This window comes from Petrotoga sp. 9PWA.NaAc.5.4 (genome assembly GCF_002895485.1).
GTDB lineage: Bacteria > Thermotogota > Thermotogae > Petrotogales > Petrotogaceae > AZRK01.
In genome coordinates, this window is the sequence record NZ_AZRK01000015.1 from 79130 (window position 1) to 98873 (window position 19744).

Annotated in this window: 18 protein-coding genes; 8 read left to right on the plus strand and 10 right to left on the minus strand. The window is 30.4% G+C overall.

From position 1 onward, the window contains the following. Positions 1 to 43 precede the first annotated feature (43 nt). On the minus strand, positions 44 to 1858 hold the full coding sequence (locus tag X924_RS05985; protein ID WP_121958027.1) for a heme NO-binding domain-containing protein: 1815 nt from the start codon (positions 1856 to 1858) through the stop codon (positions 44 to 46). A 938-nt stretch (positions 1859 to 2796) separates the two neighbouring features. On the opposite strand from X924_RS05985, the gene X924_RS05990 reads away from it, so the two are divergent. Together X924_RS05990 and X924_RS05995 are read left to right on the plus strand one after the other, a co-directional pair. Next, positions 2797 to 3129, plus strand: a complete 333-nt coding sequence (locus X924_RS05990) for a hypothetical protein (protein ID WP_121958028.1) — start codon at positions 2797 to 2799, stop codon at positions 3127 to 3129. A gap of 12 nt (positions 3130 to 3141) precedes the next feature. Beyond that, on the plus strand, positions 3142 to 3693 hold the full coding sequence (locus X924_RS05995; protein ID WP_121958029.1) for an HD domain-containing protein: 552 nt from the start codon (positions 3142 to 3144) through the stop codon (positions 3691 to 3693). Positions 3694 to 3696: 3 nt separating this feature from the next. Here X924_RS05995 and X924_RS06000 read toward each other — a convergent pair whose 3' ends face one another. After that, entirely contained in the window at positions 3697 to 3933 is a 237-nt protein-coding gene (locus X924_RS06000) for a hypothetical protein (protein ID WP_121958030.1), read from the minus strand. A 137-nt stretch (positions 3934 to 4070) separates the two neighbouring features. Here X924_RS06000 and X924_RS06005 point away from each other — a divergent pair, with 137 nt between their 5' ends. Then, on the plus strand, positions 4071 to 4634 hold the full coding sequence (locus X924_RS06005) for a 2'-5' RNA ligase family protein (RefSeq protein WP_158245332.1): 564 nt from the start codon (positions 4071 to 4073) through the stop codon (positions 4632 to 4634). Here X924_RS06005 and X924_RS06010 read toward each other — a convergent pair. The 6 genes from X924_RS06010 to X924_RS06035 form a co-directional block, all read right to left on the minus strand. After that, positions 4631 to 5470, minus strand: coding sequence for a DUF368 domain-containing protein (locus tag X924_RS06010; RefSeq protein WP_121958032.1), 840 nt, complete (start codon positions 5468 to 5470; stop codon positions 4631 to 4633). The genes X924_RS06005 and X924_RS06010 overlap by 4 nt on opposite strands. 893 nt (positions 5471 to 6363) lie before the next feature. After that, positions 6364 to 7209, minus strand: a complete 846-nt coding sequence (locus X924_RS06015) for a PHP domain-containing protein (protein WP_233186593.1) — start codon at positions 7207 to 7209, stop codon at positions 6364 to 6366. Then, on the minus strand, positions 7206 to 7481 hold the full coding sequence (locus tag X924_RS06020) for a hypothetical protein (protein ID WP_121958033.1): 276 nt from the start codon (positions 7479 to 7481) through the stop codon (positions 7206 to 7208). Before X924_RS06020 ends, X924_RS06015 begins: the two co-directional genes overlap by 4 nt. A 21-nt stretch (positions 7482 to 7502) precedes the next feature. Then, the gene (locus X924_RS06025) at positions 7503 to 8459 is read right to left on the minus strand and encodes an ROK family protein (protein WP_121958034.1); all 957 of its coding nucleotides are present in this window, start codon (positions 8457 to 8459) and stop codon (positions 7503 to 7505) included. Between the two features lie 574 nt (positions 8460 to 9033). Beyond that, positions 9034 to 9444 (minus strand): DUF86 domain-containing protein, encoded by a 411-nt coding sequence (locus tag X924_RS06030; RefSeq protein WP_121958035.1) that lies wholly within the window; start codon positions 9442 to 9444, stop codon positions 9034 to 9036. Then, a complete protein-coding gene (locus tag X924_RS06035) occupies positions 9434 to 9841 on the minus strand; it encodes a nucleotidyltransferase domain-containing protein (RefSeq protein WP_121958036.1) in 408 nt (135 codons plus the stop codon). Before X924_RS06035 ends, X924_RS06030 begins: the two co-directional genes overlap by 11 nt. Before the next feature lie 266 nt (positions 9842 to 10107). Between X924_RS06035 and X924_RS06040 the strand changes: the two genes are divergently transcribed. From X924_RS06040 to X924_RS06050, 3 genes are all read left to right on the plus strand, one after another. Then, on the plus strand, positions 10108 to 11172 hold the full coding sequence (locus X924_RS06040; RefSeq protein WP_121958037.1) for a DNA repair exonuclease: 1065 nt from the start codon (positions 10108 to 10110) through the stop codon (positions 11170 to 11172). After that, positions 11169 to 13517, plus strand: coding sequence for an AAA family ATPase (locus tag X924_RS06045; protein ID WP_121958038.1), 2349 nt, complete (start codon positions 11169 to 11171; stop codon positions 13515 to 13517). The genes X924_RS06040 and X924_RS06045 overlap by 4 nt, the downstream gene beginning before the upstream one ends. Before the next feature lie 802 nt (positions 13518 to 14319). After that, entirely contained in the window at positions 14320 to 15705 is a 1386-nt protein-coding gene (locus X924_RS06050) for a tryptophanase (RefSeq protein WP_121958039.1), read from the plus strand. Between the two features lie 47 nt (positions 15706 to 15752). Here the strand turns inward: X924_RS06050 and X924_RS06055 are convergent, their stop codons facing one another. Both X924_RS06055 and X924_RS06060 read right to left on the minus strand, forming a co-directional pair. Beyond that, on the minus strand, positions 15753 to 16211 hold the full coding sequence (locus tag X924_RS06055) for a hypothetical protein (protein ID WP_121958040.1): 459 nt from the start codon (positions 16209 to 16211) through the stop codon (positions 15753 to 15755). 81 nt (positions 16212 to 16292) lie between these two features. Then, complete coding sequence (locus X924_RS06060; protein ID WP_121958041.1) at positions 16293 to 16868, minus strand: hypothetical protein; 576 nt, start codon at positions 16866 to 16868, stop codon at positions 16293 to 16295. A gap of 1366 nt (positions 16869 to 18234) precedes the next feature. Between X924_RS06060 and X924_RS06065 the strand changes: the two genes are divergently transcribed. Both X924_RS06065 and X924_RS06070 read left to right on the plus strand, forming a co-directional pair. Next, positions 18235 to 18651, plus strand: a complete 417-nt coding sequence (locus X924_RS06065; protein WP_121958042.1) for an OsmC family protein — start codon at positions 18235 to 18237, stop codon at positions 18649 to 18651. A gap of 251 nt (positions 18652 to 18902) precedes the next feature. Further along, on the plus strand, positions 18903 to 19709 hold the full coding sequence (locus X924_RS06070; protein ID WP_121958043.1) for an Mrp/NBP35 family ATP-binding protein: 807 nt from the start codon (positions 18903 to 18905) through the stop codon (positions 19707 to 19709). Positions 19710 to 19744 lie beyond the last annotated feature (35 nt).

Genomic DNA, 19744 nt, shown 5'->3' on the forward strand with positions numbered 1-19744 from the left:
TTTTTAGTAAAGATTAAAATTTTTTAAAAATATACTGAATTAATTAGTTCTTGCTTGAAAAATTGCTTTTGAGAGATTGAATAAAACGTTGAATTTGTTCGATGTTGTCCAATACAACCCTTATATTATTTATGAATTCTTTTACAGAAGAAGAAATTTCTTGAGCTGTGGCGGATCCCTCTTCTGAAATAGCTAACAAACTTTGAGTATTTTTACTTATTTCTTCTAATTTTTTCCCTTCGGTTTGAAGTTCTACTAATATTTTAGAAATTTCAACTGAAATGTTTTCTATATTATCTGCAGAGATTTTATTTTCTTCCGAACTAATTTTAAGATTTTTTGCCCCTTCTTTCATAGATTGAAACTCTTTCGCTATACTTTCAGAAAGATTCTTGATTACACTCGAAATTTTATTAAGAATTTTATCAATTTGGGAAGCTGCGTCTTTACTTTCTTCGGCAAGAGATCTTATCTCATCTGCTACAACCGCAAAACCTCTGCCGGCTTCTCCAGCTCGAGATGCCTCTATAGCCGCATTTAAAGCTAACAAATTTGTTTGATCAGCTATTCTTCTTACAGTATCAACTACCTTTAGTATTTCCCGTGTATCGTTTTCTAAATTATTACTGTCTTGAACTAATATATCAAACCTCTTACTCATATTTTCAATTTCCAGAGAAGATTTTTCAACTCTTACTGAAGAATTTGTTATTTTTTTAACAGCATCCTGTAAAGATACAACCATATCATTTTCTCTTGAAATAATGTTTTGAATAGTATTAACATTCACTTCTACTACATTTGATATAGATTCGGCATCGTTTGCGGTCTGTTGAGAACTTATCGCTACTTGTTCTATCAATTCATTTATTGAATCACTTATGGACTTCATTTCTTGGGCATTTTCCGCAACTCTTCTCGTAAAAGTTTCTATTTCCTCTATATCTCCAGTAATATTTATCATTAATCCATTTAATTCACTTCTCAATTTATCTATCTCATATGAATGTCCTTCTAACATCTTTTCACCTTTTAAAAGCTCAGGTTCATCAAAATTCCTTTCAGAGAGTTTTTTAATTCCACTATTAGAGGCACTAAATATATTTTTAAAGTATCTTCCCATAGAAAAAATAAATATCCCCGAAGAAATTGCTGTAATTGCTGAAACTAATAAATTGTTATTAAAAATACTTCCCAAAATCCACGACACAAAAAATACAATTAGAATCGTATAAAAGGTAAGTGAAGTAAAAAATGTTTTCATAAAAGAAAGACTAATTGCTATAAAAAATCGGGCTTTATTTATTTTTGCATAGGGTTTTTCACTTTTCAATTTTATCTTCATGAAACTACCTGTTTTACTTTTTCCTTGATCTATTATTTCATAATCAATCTTTTCCCCAAAAAGCTCTGACGATCCTTCTAAAAGACCTAAAAAATAATATCCCATGTCTCTAAAAGAACGATAAATGATATAAGCAGAATTACTATCTATGATTTCAAACTCAATCGCAGGAGGTTTTGCACCGTTAATTCGTTTAGTTAAAGACTTATGAACATCGTTCATGGTTGATAGGAAAGCTAACAATCCTTTTCTTTTAAAAAAATTAGGATAATATTTTTTAAAGGTATAAATATTATTTTTTCCAAGTTCTTTCATAAGTTCTTCTTTGCTTTTATTTGCCTTTTTTGAAGCCAAATCAAGCATCTGAAAAACCTTATCGTCTTCTAAGTCTTCAAAAGGCGAAAAATGTTTATTTTTAGAAATTCCAATCTGAGAAAGCATATCATTCACAAAATCTTGTCCATAAGTATTTTTAAACGTTTCTAACCATGTTTCAACAATCATTCCTTTCATAAACTTTCCCCCTTATATATTATATAAAATTATATAAAAGTCATGCATTTTTACAGCTTCAAAATTTTGAAAACAAATATAATTTTATTTAAAAAATAAAAATAATCTAAACTTCTTGTTCTTAAAATTATACCATAAAAACAAATAAGCTATTAAAAAAATTTTTTGAAATGGTATAATTAAATTGGTACAACGTACTAAACAGGTTAAAGGAATATAAAAACTAATCATCAAAACATTTATAGAATCAGAGTTTCATAATTTCTAAAGCAAGTAAAAATTATATAGAGACTTTAGAAACGGAGAGTTTTCCTAAAATAAGGTTTTGAATTTAAATTGGGTCCAGGGCGGAGCCCCTCTCCCCTCTCGGTACAAGTGCCGAATAACTTAAGAAATAAACAATTTGCCAAAATAGATAAAGACTTTAAAATGGAGAACTTTTTAAAAATAATCTTTTGAATTTAAATTGGGTCCAGGGCGGAGCCCCTCTCCCCCTCTTTCGCTATACATAGCGAAAAACTAAAGAAATTAAGAATTATTGAGAATTAGAACTTAGAATGACTAAAAAAGAAGTAGAGACTTTAGAAATGAGAGTTTTCAAAAAATAAGCTTTTGAATTTAAAATGGGTCCAGGGCGGAGCCCCTCTCCTCTCTCGGTACAAGTGCCGAATAACTTAAGAAATAAACAATTTGCCAAAATAGATAAAGACTTTAAAATGGAGAACTTTTTAAAAATAATCTTTTGAATTTAAAATGGGTCCAGGGCGAAGCCCTCTCCCCCTCTTTGGCCACAAGTACCAAAAGAGTTAAAAAATTCATATCTTGTAAGGATTGAAGTTATGGAGGTATTTTTAAAAAACTTTAAAACTAAAATATTGGCAAAACTTAAGTTTTATAATTTTTAAAGTAAGTGAAAAATTATATTTTAGGAGGATAAAATGTCAGATTATTCAGATTATGACGATAAAAACCTTGAATTACATATGTTAAAAGAAAAAATCGAAGCTTTAGAAAAGAAAGAAATGACAGTTAGACAAGAAATCGAAGATTTAAAATATCATCAAATGCAGGTAAACAATCAATTGAATCAAATTTTTCATTTACTTAAAATAATCTTTTGGTTAAGTATCGCTTTATCTGTATCTTTGTTGATCTTTTTGATTTTTATTCCACCTGTTATAATTGGCCTATGGATTATTTTTGGTATATTATTCTTAACTATAACTCTTTTATATTTTGGAATTAGATTTACTTCTAAAAAAATTGAATGAGAGGCGATTTTGTTGACAAAGCAAGAGGCTATTGACTTACTTCATGAAAATATTAAAACAGAAAGTCTTATAATACACTCATTATCTGTAAGCGCTATAATGAAAGAGCTTGCAAAAAGATTAGAAAAAGATGAAGAAAAATGGGAAATAACTGGGTTATTGCATGATCTTGATTATGAATTTACAAAAGAAAATCCCGAAATTCATGCAATAAAAACTGTAGAAATGCTTGATGATAAAGTAGAAGATGAAATTAAAGATGCAATCTTAGCTCACAATGAAAAAAAAGATATCGAAAAAGATATTGAAATTGCACTTTATGCTGCCGATCAACTTGCTGGGTTGATAACAGCCGCAATACTTGTTAGACCTAATAAAGACATAGAAGGTTTAACCGTTAAATCTTTAAAGAAAAAGTTCAAGGATAAAGCCTTTGCTAAAGGAGCAGACAGAGAAAAGATACAACAAATCCAAAGGCTAAATATAGAATTAGAAGAATTTTTTCAAATAGGAATAAACGGTATGATCAATATCAAGGATAAATTATCTTTTGATAAAGCTTAGAGACTAATTTTTGTGTTCATCTTCATTGCTATCATCTTTATTATCTTCTAATTCTTTTATTCTTAAGTTTACAATAGTAAAAAAAGATATGGATATCACTCCGAAGGTTGAAAATATCCATATAATAAGCGAAAACCAAAAAATTTTTTTAAACAAAAAAAAGAAGACTAAAAGAAGAGCAATTGAAATACTGAAATAAAATAAAAGAAATTTAAATATTCTTTTTTTGTTGTTATCCAAAACTATATTGCCTCCTTCTTTGAAGGTATGGAAAGTTCTACCTTAATCCCACATAAGTTTAAAAGCTTATTTTTATAAAACTACGTTATTTTCTTATGAACTAATTACAATAAAATTATAAATAAAAGGTGATGTCCTTGCAAGCTTTATTGACAATATTACCGGATCCTTTTTATACCAGAATAACAAATATTTGGATAGACTTGGAAAAAAGGTTTGGAATAAAATGGATAAAAGAAAATGTTCCATTTCCACATATAACTTGGAATGTGGCAGAAAAATATAATACAGAAAATTTTGAGCAAACATTAAAAAACTCATTAAAAAATTTAGTTTCAATAAACATAAAAACAGAAGGTTTAGGGATTTTTACTGGTGAAAAAATCGTACTGTATTTACCTATTAAACCATCAAAAGAAGTTTTAGAATTTCATGAATTTTTTTGGAATTTAGTTAACGTAAATCAAACAAAATTAAATAAATATTATGCACCTACTAACTGGTTTCCTCATATAACTTTAGCCGTAGAAGACATTAACAAAGAAAATATTGGACAAGTAGTTAGCTATTTATCTGATAAAAAATTTAAATATAACATAAAATTAGAGTCAGTTTCCATAGTTCAACGAGAATTAGGAAAAGAAGTAATTATTAAAAACACCTTCGGCATACCAAAAAAACCAAAAATACGAAATAATTAAGTGTTCCTTGATTTTCTTCCCAATCTTTCTAATAAAACAACAAATAATACGCCTATTAAACCAAATATTATAAGGACCGTTAAATTATCTATTCGAGACAAAGGGGCTCTCAAACCTCCTACCATTAATCCTATTAAGAAATACATTGTAAAAGCATAGAATTTTTTCAACAACCATTGTAAAAATTTGCTCATAACGGCTATACCTAATATGGCACCTAACACAAAAACCATTAAAACTATAAAATTCAATTCATTTACAGCCTTAACTATATAATCATATTGGTTCATCATTAACAGTACAAAAGATCCAGATATTCCTGGAAGAACCATCGCACAAATTGCAAAAAAACCAGATAATAAAATTACTGGTAAAGAATGATCAACTGTTAGGGTTTTCAAACCCGAGATGTAAAAAGCCAATAAAAATCCTAATACAGAAGAAAAAATAAACAAGATAGTTTTATTCTGAGAAACTTCATGCTTCTCTTTTTTAGATATTTCACCAAACAAAAAGAAAATACTGGCAATGATTAAACCTGTAAAAAAAGAAAATACACCATTTTCATAATTGGTCATTAAAAAACCTATAACGTTTAAAGATGCAAATAAACCAACAAAAACTCCTATATAAAGTATTAATAGAAATCTAAATTCCTTACTTTTTATTAACTTTTTCAAATGCGAAATATTACTAAAAAAGTAAGACCATGAAGAAATAAACTTTTCATAAATACCAACTATTAATGCAATAGTAGCTCCTGAAATTCCAGGAATTGAATCAGCTATGCCCATGAGTATTCCGTCTATAAATACAATGAATTTTTGTAAATTCATATTGCCTCCTTAAACTTCTTTTCTTTAACTTCTTCGCTGCGTGTAGCGAAAGAGGAATGAGGGCTCCGCCCTGGACCCGCTATAAATTCAAAAGCTCATTTTCTGAAAACCTTCATTTCTAAAGTTCTTATCTAATTCTCACTAATTCTTAATTTTTTTGACTTTTTCGGTACTTGTACCGAAGAAAGGAGAGAGGGCTCCGCCCTGGACCCGCTATAAATTCAAATGCTTATTTTCTGAAAATCTTCATTTCTAAAGTTCTTATCTAATTCTCACTAATTCTTAATTTTTTTGACTTTTTCGGTACTTGTACCGAAGAAAGGAGAGAGGGCTCTGCCCTGGACCCGTTTTAAATTCAACCGCTTGTTTTTATAAAATTCTCGTTTTCAAGGTTCCTGTCTAACTACGATTTTTTTACTTCTTCGCTGCGTGTAACGAAAGAGGAATGAGGGCTCTGCCCTGGACCCTTTTTAAATTCAAAAGCTCATTTTCTGAAAATCTTCATTTCTAAAGTTCTTATCTAATTCTCACTAATTCTTAATTTCTTTAACTTTTTCAGTACTTGTACCGAAGAAAGGAGAGAGGGCTCCGCCCTGGACCCGCTATAAATTCAAAAGCTCATTTTCTGAAAATCTTCATTTCTAAAGTTCTTATCTAATTCTCACTAATTCTTAATTTCTTTAACTTTTTCAGTACTTGTACCGAAGAAAGGAGAGAGGGCTCTGCCCTGGACCCGTTTTAAATTCAAACGCTTGTTTTTATAAAATTCTCGTTTCCAAAGTTCCTACTTCTTTCCTAAAAAATACCTAAAAAAAACCCCGCATAATGCGGGATAAGTTGGGGATTTTATTGGGGGTTATTATTTTTCTATTAGAAATTTTATATTCAAAAACTTAATGTTTCCTTAAAATTTTAAGAAAAGGTTCTATGTCCATTATATCGACGTTCAACCCCAATTCAATGCCAACTTTATTTTCCCCATGATAGTCGGAACCCGCTGTCATAATTAATTCATATTTTTTTGCCAATTGCTTATATTCTTGGACCATGGTTTTTGTATGAGATGAGTAATACACTTCTATGCCATCTAATCCCATAGCCTTTAAGTCAGAAATGAGTTTTTCTAAATCTTTACCATATACCTTTGTTTGATACGGATGGGCTAAAACAACAATTCCACCTGCTTCTTTTATAAGTTTTATTGCTTGTTCTGGCTCTAATCTTTTTTTGTCTAAATAGAGCGGTGCTCCTTTTTTTAAGTATTTATCAAAAGCTTCTTGTTTATCTTTAACATATTTCTTTTGGACCATCAAGTTAGCGAAATGCGGTCTGCCTATTAATTCTTTCCCGGCTTCTTGCTGTAATTCTTCCAAAGTTATATCAAACCCATAATTTTTCATATTTTGTATCATTTGATCATTTCTTTGTTGCCTATATTCCTGAAGATTTTTTAATATATCATTCAAATTTTTATCTCTTATATCAAAATTATATCCGAGTAAATGCAGTGTTGTTGGAAATTCAGCACTTATCTCTACTCCTGTAACAAAAAACAATTCGTTCGGGAATATCTCTTGTGAATCTAAAATGGACTTTACTCCATCAACGGTATCGTGATCAGTTATTGAAAAATATTCTATGCCTTTATTTAAGCCGATTCTTATCAATTCTTGAGGGCTATCCGTCCCATCAGAAGCGGTTGAATGAACATGCAAATCTATTCTCAGTTCTTTCCTCATTTATGTTTTCTCCATAACACTTTATTTCTTTTATCGTCATAGATTTCCATAACATCTTCTGGCAAGTCTAAATCATCAATATGTTTTGTAATAACCTCAATTATTAAATCTTCTGGAAGTGATGTAACAAACCACAAATCGCTTAAATATACTTGATTCTCTCCTCTAATAGGAGATTTATATATTGCACTTTCTATTGCTTTAGCAAAAGTCATTAGAGGAACTTCTTTTACAAAACCTTTTCCTGAATCTTCACCATAAAAATTACTCATTTGATATAATTGTACTCCTTTCTAAGATTTTGGCCTGCCCTCTTTCCCATACAAAGCAGCCGATGCAGCGCCAAGAATACCAGCATCTTCCACTAAAGAAGATTGTTCAATAATATAAGTATCGGCAAAACTGCTCATTACATATCTTTTTGTCATTTCACGCAGTGGCACAAATAGAGCATCACCTGCTTTACTCAGTCCCCCACCAATTATGATTTTTTCCGGATTAAAAGCGTGTATATACCCTCCTATTGCACGAGCCAAAGAATCAATAGCAAAATTAACTACAATCGTTGCTAAGGGATCCATTTTCTTATAAGCTTCAAAAACATGTTTAGATTCTATCTTTTCTTTAGAACCTGCAAGTTTTAGAACTAAACTATCAGGAAATCTGTCGATTAAATTCTTTGCTTCTCTTGCAATGGATTTTGCGGAAGAAGTTGCTTCTACACATCCCCTATTTCCACATCCACATTCCGGACCATTTGGTACTACAACAATATGCCCTAACTCAGGTGCTAACCCGTCTTTTCCAGTAAGAAAAATATTATTACAAACTACCCCCGAACCAATCCCTGTACCTAAAGTTAAAGCAATAAAATCTTTAAGACCTTTGGCTTTACCAAAATACCATTCACCAAGTGCAAACGCATTAGCATCGTTTTCAACAAACACCTCTTTTTGAACATTTTTCTTTATTTCTTTCGCCAATTCAAAATTGCGCCAATTAGGGAAGTTAGGAGAAAATTTAACAATTCCATTATCTCGATCAATTGATCCAGGAGACCCTATTCCTACTGATGAAACGTTTGTATCTTTAGCTAATTCCCGGATTACATTGGAAATATTTTCAATAACCTTATAATTACCCAGTTCTACTTGTGTTGGATAAGAAACTTTATTAATAATACCCTTTTCCTCATCGACTAATCCACCTTTAATCTCAGTACCTCCTAAATCTATTCCTACAACGACCACTTTTATCACTCCTCAAAATCATTCTCTCCTATAACCACTGTTTTGTTCTTAATTATTATACCAGATGGTACAATTAATAATACGAAATAAACATTTTTTTGTCAAAAATTAACAATTTCTTTAACATTTATACGCACAATTGGTTCCTATGAAACTTCATTTTTTTAAAAAATTGTTTTTGAATTAAAATAAGCATCTGAATTGTTCTCATAAAATATCTTATTATATTATCGTAAAAAACAATTACACAGTTCTTAAAATAAATGTTTGATGATTTGTAAAAAGTAAAAAGAAAAGAATTTACTATTAAGAATTATTATCAAAAAAATTTGATGGAAAATTATCAGAAGAATTGAAAGAGAAAATTCAAAACGCGGAAGATGAAACAATAAATTACATAGCTGTCAATTACGCATCTTAAAATCAATGTTTTAAGGGTTGTTAAAAATATTAATCGTTTGAACGTTTTCAAAACCACGAGATACACAGGCTGCATATGAAACTAATTACCTTTCAATTTAAATCAGTGTTTAAAACTATTTACTGTATTATATTGCATTTGATTTTTTACTCTTCAATCTAACAATTTTAAAGTTATCTTTGTAAATTCAAGAAAATCGTTTAGATGTTCTTCAATAATTTTTTGAACTATGCTCAAATTAAGAGTTCGATAATCATGAACAGCTATATTTCGAAATCCCACCATTGCTTTCAATCTGTCAGCTAACCTTTCATCAATAATGTTCGCTTCATTTAGAATATCAAAAACTTGACGAGTTGTCTGTGGAACTCCTAATTTATTAGTAGAAACAATATGCATGGCTATATCAATACAAGCTTCACACGCTCTTTGAATATTTAATATTATTGAGTCTTGCTTTGTATAATTTTTTAAATTTGCTGGATCATTGTTATATTCTTCGTTTATTCTATAAATACATCTCTCAATAATCGCAGTTTTATTTATTATAATATCATTTTGCATATATGCTCCCGCTTTCTTTTATTTTATTTAGAATTTCTTCTCTTTCTTCATTTAACCTTGCATAACTTTTATAGGTAATCATTTCAAAGATGGCTCTTTTTTTCTCATCATAAGAGTAAATTACAAGTCCGGTACTTATGATTTGAGTTTGAAAAACAGTAGATGCTTTTTTAATATCTATTAAATCTACTTCTCTGCCTACTAAATCAGCTAATTTCTGAGATAAAAGGAAAAGATCAAACGCATCTACGGATTTTTCACTCAAAAAGGCAATATCAATATCACTATCTTCTCTCATTATGTTTTTTACTGAAGATCCAAAAAGATATATTACATCTACATCTAAATTTTTGATTAAAAAGTTTTTTATAATTTCAATTTGCTGCTGGGTTATCATTTTAACATCCCCTCTTATTCGATTTTCAAATATTTTGCAATAGAGTCATTAAACGTTATTTTTGCTAATTTTATTATATCATACAGTTTTAAATTTAAAGAGAAGAGACCTTTGGTTTATTAATTGCAGAAGATGAAACAATAAATTACATAGGAGACAATCTATATTCTTAAAGTTGGCTCCATAATTTAAATTCTGAAAAATATAGTAAAATATTTATTGATAGATTATTTAGAAATAAAAATAATCAAGAGGTGAAAATTGAAATGAAAATCCTTCATACCGCAGATCTTCATTTGAAAGAATATGAAGATGAAAGATGGAAGAGTTTAAAACAAATTATAGAAGTTGGAAAACAAGAGAATATTGAGCTTCTTTTAATAAGTGGAGATCTTTTTGATAAAGATATGGACTCAGAAAAACTTAGACCAAAAATTCGAGAAATCTTTTCAAATAACAAATTCAGAATAATTATTCTTCCAGGCAATCATGACAGCGATTCATATAAAAATGGTTTGTATTTTGGAGAAAACGTAACTGTTTTAAATAATCCAGATCTTTCGCTTGAATTTAACAATGTCTGCATATGGGGCTTCCCTTTTGAACCTTTATCTTCAGAAGATATTCTAAGTAAAATTAGACTGTTTTCTTCTAAATTAGATAATACCAAAATAAACATATTAATGATTCATGGTGAATTACTTGATGCCTTCTATTCAAGAGATGATTTTGGAGATGAGGGTAAAGAGAGGTACATGCCTATAAAACTATCTTACTTTAAATCTTGTGGTTTTGATTATGTACTTGCGGGACATTTTCACACAAACTTTAATAATTATGAATTTGAAAAAAATAAATATTTTGTATATCCAGGCTCGCCGGTGTCAATTACTAAAAAAGAAGTCAAACAAAGAAAGGTTAATGTTTTTGAAGTGGGCCAACCACCTCATGATTATTTGATAGATACATTCCATTATGTAGAAATTAAGATTAACTTAAACCCTTTTGACGATACTAACCCAGTTGAGTTAGTAAAAAAAGAAATAGAGAAAGCTCATAAAAATGCTAAGATGATTTTTACTATTACTGGGTACATAAACAGTGACTCGATTCATATGAGTGAACAAGAGATAGTTCAACAGCTAAAAAAGCTTGAGGGATACAATGCAGAATTTCCTAATTTGGAATTTATAGACATAAAAAGAATACTCGAAGACTCGCTTTTCGATAAGTTTTATAAGAAGGTTAAAGCTAAAAATTATCCACCTGAGAAAGAAAAAGAATTGTTAGATTTTGCAATTAGAGCAATGATGGAGGTTGTGAAAAAATGAAAATCAAAGAATTTTTTATAAGTCACTATGGCCCTTTGGAAAACAGAGAAAAGATAAAATTAGCGGATTTTAACTTAATATGGAGTAAAAACGAGGGAGGCAAAACACTTACTATAGAAGCCATTATTAAGCTTTTATTCAAAAAAGGAGTTAAAGAGTTTGAAAACTTAAACAGGGTAGAGGAAGTCCCTGAAGGATATATGATTTTAGAAAGCATCGATGGAAAAGAACATAAACTTTCTAACAGGGGAGAGTTCAACGAATTAAAAGAGTTTACTCCTACAGATTTTAAAAATATTTTTATCGTTAGAAATAGTGATATATCTATTGAACAAAGTAAAAATAGCGGTATTTCTTATTACGAGAACATAACAGAAAGACTTACAGGTTTAAGAACAAACGAGATAAATAAGATTTCTCAAAAAGTTGGAGAAATGGCAAGATTAACTCATAAAGGACTTTTTAGAGATGTAGGAGAGGAAAAGTTAAAGACAAGAATAGATGAAGCTAAAAAATTGATCGAGAAAATTGAAGAAATTATAAAAGATAGCCAGGAAAAAGGTTTAGAACAGTTAGAAGTAAAAATTGTGACATTGAAAGAAAAATTAAAAGAAATTGATAATCAAATCAACCTACTTGAAGAAGTTAGAAAAAGAGAAAAATATGAAACAGGTAGCAAAGCTTTAAATACTCTTAAAACTCTGATAAAAGAAATAAAAGAGCTGGACATATACAATGAAGCAGAAGCAAAAGAATGGGAAACATTAGAACAAAGGCTAAAAAATTATAATTCTGAAAAAGAACAAAAAGAAAAAGATCTTCAAGCTAAAGAAACCGAACTTGACGAGACAACACACAAGCAAACTGCTTTGACAGAAGAATTCAAATTGTACGAAGAGAAAAAACGAAAAATAGATGGAGTGATAAGGCCAAAAATAGAAGAGTATAAATCTTTAAAAGAAGATAATATAAAGCAAGAAAAGCAAAGCAAAACGTATACTATTTTATCAATTGTTTCTGTTACCTTTTTTGCTTTTTTTCTTTTGGCTTCAATATTTCAAAGGTCTGCCGTGTTTTACACATTAACAGGTGTTTCTGCTATCGCATCTTTTTCTTTTATATTCTTAAGATACATAACTTTAAAAAGCAAAAGCCATACGATGCGTTCAATTGAAGAGTTTATAACAAGTTTAAAAGAACTTGAATTATTAGCAAGCAGCGTTAATGATATTTACTCTAAAATCCAAGACTTTGAAAGACTATATCGTCAGAAATCTGAAGAATTAACTCGTTTTAACGTACATAAAGAGAATTTAGAAAAAGAAATCAACAAGATTAAACTGGAAGATATTCCAGAAAAAGAGCAAAATATCAAAGAAACTAAGTTAAAAATACAAGAGATAAAAGACAAATCAAAAGAGACTTCATTAGAATCTTACAACGAAAAATTAAAGTTAAAAATGGAGATTCAAAAAGACATTGAAAAACAAGAGTCTGTACTGAAAAGCCATTTTGGAAATGTAGAAGGGGGATTAGAAAAAGCGATCCAATATTGGGAAGACGAAATATCTAAATTTGAAATATTCAAAGATGCTTATAAAGACTTGAAATATAGCGAAGAAGAATTGTCTAAACTACAAAGCGAAACGAAAAAGTGCCAAATCGAGCTTGAAAAGATAAAAAACGAGCTTAATACACTTCAAAAACGATTTGAAGAAGTAGAAAGGCAAGCTAATTATATATTAAATTCACAAGAGCCGATAATCTGTAATACATTAGTCGATCTGCAAGCAATTAAAGAATTACTTTTTAAATTTGTAGATACACATGAAAATAATAGAAAGAATGCTTTAGAAGTTATCGATATATTTACAGAAATAGCAAACGAAGAAAAAACAAAAATTTCACAGCTTTTTGGAAAAGACAGCCGCATATCAAAGTATTTTAGAGAAATTACTAACAATATGTATGAAGAAGCTATATTTGATGTAGATGAAAATAAAATAAAAGTAAAAAGAAAAGATGGTGTTATACTTAGCATTGAACAATTGTCAGGAGGAACGTACGATCAACTTTACTTCTCAATTCGATTGGCTTTAGGGGAAGCCTTGATGGCCAGCCAAAGTGGGTTTTTTATTCTTGATGATCCGTTTGTTAAATCTGATTCAGAAAGATTGATTAAACAGATAGCAATATTAAAAAATATAGTAAAATCAGGTTGGCAGGTTATATATTTTAGTTCGAAAGACGAAGTAAAAGATTTGTTAAAAGAAGATATAGCTAAAAAAGAAGTTAATTTTATCGAACTGCCGCCACTAATCGAATTAGACTCCTTAAAACAGTAAGCATTTTATAAATAAAGATTTTAGAAAATAAGCTTTTGAATTTAAAACGGGTCCAGGGCGGAGCCCTCTCCTCACTCTTTGGCTACACTTAGCGAAAAACTAAAAAATAGTTAACTTGTCAAAATTAGAATTACATAAGCATTTTATAAATAAAGATTTTAGAAAATAAGCTTTTGAATTTAAACGGGTCCAGGGCGGAGCCCTTCTCTTTCTCACTACACGTAGCAAAGAGGTTAAAGAAATCAAGAATTAGTGAGAATTAGAACTTAGAATAACTAGAAAAGAAGTAGAGACTTTAGAAATGAGAGTTTTCAAAAAATAATCTTTTGAATTTAAAACGGGTCCAGGGCGGAGCCCTCCTCACTCTTTGGCTACACTTAGCGAAAAACTAAAGAAATTAAGAATTAGTGAGAATTAGAACTTAGAATAACTAGAAAAGAAGTAGAGACTTTAGAAATGAGAGTTTTCAAAAAATAAGCTTTTGAATTTAAACGGGTCCAGGGCGGAGCCCTCTCCTCACTCTTTGGCTACACTTAGCGAAAAACTAAAGAAATTAAGAATTAGTGAGAATTAGAACTTAGAATAACTAGAAAAGAAGTAGAGACTTTAGAAATGAGAGTTTTCAAAAAATAATCTTTTGAATTTAAAACGGGTCCAGGGCGGAGCCCCCCTCCTCTCTTTCGTTAAGCTTAGCAAAGAAGTTAAAATTTATAGTTAGTCAGGAACTTTAGAAACGAAAAATTTTATAAAAACGAGGTTTTGAATTTAAAATAGATAAAACATCTTACAAGGAGGCATTACCGTGAAGAAAGCTTCTAAACCCGAACCCTTTAGGATTAAAATGGCCGAACCAATAAAGTTAATATCAAAAGAAGAAAGAGAATCAGCTTTGAAAAGGGCAGGATACAATGTATTTGCTCTAAAAGCAGAAGAAGTATTTATTGACCTTTTAACCGATAGTGGAACAGGCGCTATGAGCGACAATCAATGGTCTGGCATGATGCTGGGAGATGAATCTTACGCTGGTAGTAAAAACTTTTTACATTTAACAGATACCTGCCAAGAGATTTTTAATTACAAATACTTTATACCCACACATCAAGGAAGAGGTGCAGAAAAAGTTTTGTTCCCGGCTTTAATAAACAAACCTGGTCAATATGTTTTAAGCAACATGCATTTTGATACAACAAAGGCACATGTTGAATTAGCACATGCACGAGCTATAGATTGTGTGATAGAAGAAGCTTTTGACACCGCTTCATATCATCCCTTTAAAGGAAATGTGGATATTAAAAAAATGGAAAGATTTATTAAAGAAAAAGGCAGCGAAAACATAGCTTTTATTATAATCACTATTACTTGTAACAGTGCAGGGGGACAACCTGTTTCTATGAAAAACATCAAAGAAACAAGTCATTTAGCAAAAAAATATGGAATTCGTGTTTTTTTGGATGCAGCACGTTTTGCAGAAAACGCTTATTTTATTAAAACAAGAGAAGAAGGCTATAATAATAAAACAATTAAAGAGATAGTTCAAGAAATGTTTAGTTATGCCGATGGTTTTACAATGAGCGCGAAAAAAGATGCTATAGTAAACATAGGAGGATTAATAGGCATAAAAGACAATGAAGAACTTTATCATCAAGCATGTTCAAACTTAGTTCCTTTGGAAGGGTTTATAACATATGGCGGATTAGCTGGCAGAGATATGGAAGCTATAGCAAGAGGTTTAAAAGAAGGAATAGATTTTGATTATCTTGAATATAGAATAGCACAAGTAGAATATTTGGGTGATATTTTGAAAGATGCTGGCATTCCCATACAATATCCTACAGGTGGACACGCTGTTTTTGTGGATGCAAAAAAAATGTTACCACATATTCCATATTATCAGTTCCCAGCTCAAGTACTTACTAACGAACTTTATTTGCAATCAGGTGTTAGAGCGGTAGAAGTAGGTTCTTTAATGTTGGGACGCGATCCTGATACGGGTGAACAATTAGAATCTGATTTCGAATTTTTAAGGCTTACTATACCTCGAAGGGTCTATACAAATAACCATATGGATTATGTAGCTCAAGGATTGATTGATGTAAGTAAAAGGTCAGAAACATTGAAAGGCTTAGAATTTGTCTACGAACCAAAAATTTTAAGACACTTTACTGCGAGATTGAAACCTGTTGAATAATTTAAAAAGCGGTAGAAATTTCTACCGCTTTTATATCAATAATAACTTTATCTAACAGGAATCCAATTTGCGTAATCATTTAACCATTTTGTTAAATCAAAAGACGTTTGATTAGGATTGGTTAAAAATCTTATAATATCTTCAGTTAGTTTTTCTTTTTTGTCTTGTTTCAACCAATCTACTGTTAAGATTCTCCCAGTAGCCACTTCTCCAGGTTTTGTCGGAGCCGGTATTGTTCTTCCTTCTTTCAACATTTGTTCAAGCTTTTGATATTTTTGAAGCTCTAATTCCGTTACAAGATTTATCTTTACAGACACCTCAGAACCTGACCACAATGTATCTGCTTTTTTTAATATCAAAGAATCTCCCGTAAGTTCAAAACTATCATAAGCATCTAACCTATAGACTTTTAGTGTATTATCATTTATTATCAAGAATTTTTCTGCATACATAAACACAGAAAGAAGGACTATTGAAATAACTATCAAAAATATCTTTTTCTTCATTTTTATCTCCCCTTCATAATATTTTTTTACAGAATACAAGTTGGGTATTTATGCCAACTTGTACATGTTTTTAATAAAACGTTACTTTGTTAGTTCAAAAAAATCAAGATCCACTTCGTAGCCAGTTTTTACTTTTATTAATTCTTCAATTTCATCTTTTCTACCCTCTAAAGGATTGTATCCTTCAATTGCAGCTCCCGCTGGCGGGAAGTCGTATCTAAAAGCAAACCAAAAACCTTCAACATCATAAAATCCGTTATTTCCTTCATATTCTCCTGCCATTAAATCGTTACTATCATCAGATTCATTGTGGAAAATACCTGTTAACTCATAACTATATACGTCTAACCTTTCCATAGTGAATTCAACTTTATTCCCATTCATACTAAAAGTAGCTGTAATTTCTTCAATTGGGTCACCATATTTGTCCACAGCAACTGGCACATAACCATCGTCATCATCATTCACATCAATAGCGATATAGAAATAGTTTTCCAGATCATCGTATACACCGTTATTGTTTTCATCTTTAAGTAATGTAACCAACCAACCACCGACAGGTTCTTGAGAAACTCCTCTTAAAACTCCGTTACCTGCACAACCAAAAAGTAATAATACAGCTGCTCCTAAAATCATAAAAAATCCTACCCTTTTCATAACTATCCCTCCTCATGAAAATTATTATACTTACTTTAAAAATTTCGAAACCTAAGTTTTACCAATCTTTTAGTTTTAAATTTATTCAAAATACCTCCACGACTCTAATACTTACTAACTATGAATTTCTTTAACTTTTTCGCTACGTGTAACTAAAGAGGGGAAAGGGCTCCGCCCTGGACCCATTTTAAATTCAAAACTTCGTTTTTATAAAATTTCTTGTTTCCAAAGCTTCTGACTAACTATGAGTTTTTAAGTTCTTTGCTAAACTTAACAAAACAGGAGAAGGCTGCGACCTGTACCCTTTTTAAATTCAAAACCTTATTTTCTGAAAAATTTTCATTTCTAAAGTCCGTAAAGAATAAGAAGTTTACCTCATAATAAAATCCATCTAAATTATAACATAAAAATGATGAAAAATTAATGAAAAAATTTTTTGCCAATTTAATTCGCTTAAACTTTATTTTTAAAATGTGGCAGCTGATTTTCTCATATAAAAACTATCAAAAATTTAAGTTTTTAACTCAAAACAAATCTTAGAAACTATCCAATATACTGTAACCTGTTTTGAAAATAACGTAATGTAAAATATTAATCAATTTTTCTTCATAATGATATAATTATTATATCCCATGCTATAAAATAAATTAAAATTTTAATCAAAATGCTTTTTGAATTGAATTATGGTTTGAGGTGTGGAGGTATTTTATAAAAGTGAATAAACTAAATAAGAACTTTAGAAAAGAGAGCTTTTTAAAAATAATCTTTTGATTTTAAAAACGGGTCCAGGGCAGAGCCCTCCCCCCTCTTTGGCTACAAGCACCGAAAAAGCTAAAGAAATAAACAATTGGCCAAAATTAGATAAAGACTTTAAAATGGAGAACTTTTTAAAAATAATCTTTTGATTTTAAAATGGGTCCAGGGCGAAGCCCTCCCCCCTCTTTGGCTACAAGTACCGAAAAAGCTAAAGAAATAAACAATTGGTCAAAATTAAATAAAGACTTTAAAATGGAGAACTTTTTAAAAATAATCTTTTGATTTTAAAAGCGGGTCCAGGGCAGAGCCCTTCCCCCTCTTTAGTTACACGTAGCGAAAAAGTTAAAGAGATTCATAGTTAGTAAGTATTAGATAAGTACTTTAGAAATGATAATTTTCAAAAAATAGGAATTCGAATTTAAAATGGGTCCAGGGCGAAGCCCTCCCCCCTCTTTGGCTACAAGTACCGAAGAGCTAAAGAAATCAAGAATTAGTAAAGATTATAAGTGGGAAGGTATCTTGTAAAAGAATCTCCGCTAAAATATACATATAATAAGAGTTCCGGAATTTCTAAAGACAATGAATAAACTAAAATGTAGGAGGTCTAAAAATGAAAGAATTTTTAGTAAAAAATCTTCATGGAAGTCATTTTTATATGAAAACACCTTCTGGACATGATATCCATATTGATGCAGACCCAGAAGTATATGGTTATGATTCTGGTGCAAGGCCTATGGAATTTTTGATAGCTGGTTTAGCAGGATGTACAGGAATTGATGTTGTAAGTATTCTTAAGAAAATGAAAGTTGAGTACGACGAGTTCAACTTGAGACTTTTGACAGAAAGAAGCGAAGAACACCCAAAGAAATATACAAAGATTCATGTGATCTACGAATTTAAAGGGAAAGATTTACCCTTAGATAAATTACAACGTGCAGCACAACTATCTCAAGAAAAATATTGTAGTGCTATAGCTACCTTTAGAGGTTCTGTAGATATTACTCATGAAGTAAAAATTGTAGAATAAAAGTTATAGATAAGTACTTTAAAAATGCGCATTTTATAAAAACAGGGTTTTGAATTTAAAATGGGTCCAGGGCGGAGCCCTTTTTTCTTTCCTTTGATACTTGCAACAAAGAAATTAAAAAAATAGAGAATAGTTCAAAATTAGAATTACGGAGGTATTTTTATAAAAATTTTAAACTTAAAATATTAATAAAACTTAGATTTTAGAACTTCTAAAAACATTTAAAATTATAGGAATAAAGGAGAAAGAATATGGCAAATATACAAGAAATGAAAGAAAAAGTAAATCGCAAATTAGAAAATATAAACAACGTGATTTTAGTGATGAGTGGGAAAGGTGGTGTTGGAAAAACCACTGTTGCTGTTAATTTGGCAGTCGCACTTGCATTGGAAGGCAAAAAAGTCGGCCTTATGGATGTTGATTTACATGGGCCAGACGTTGTAAGAATGCTTGGAGGAAGAGATGTTCAACTTTCCCAAGTTGGAGATGAGATATTACCTCCAGAAGTCAATGGGATCAAAGTTATTTCTATATCTCAGTTTTTGGAAGGAGACAATCAAGCTGTTATCTGGAGAGGTCCTTTGAAAACAGGCGCAATTTTACAGTTCATAGGAGATGTTGCGTGGGAAGATTTAGATTATTTAATAATAGATGCTCCTCCTGGCACTGGAGATGAACCTTTAACTGTTTTTCAAAACATTAATAAAATAAAAGGTGCCTTGATAGTTACATCTCCTTCTCAAGTTTCTCAAGATGATGTTGAAAGGGCGATTAACTTCGTTGAGAAGATGAATAAAAAAGTTATTGGTATAGTGGAAAATATGTCTTATTTTATTTGTCCTAACTGTAAAACAAAGCACTATATTTTTGGTGAGGGTGGAGGAAGAAAATTAGCTCAAAAGTATAACTTAGAATTAATCGCAGAAATACCTTTAAATACGATGATCAGAGAAAATATGGACGACGGAAAACCTGTAGCATATTTTGGAACACCTGAGATAACTGATTCATTTGTTTCTTTAGCAAGAAGAATTATTGATAAAATTGAAGTGGAATAATAACGTAATCTCAATTCGGTAAGGAGGAATTTTCT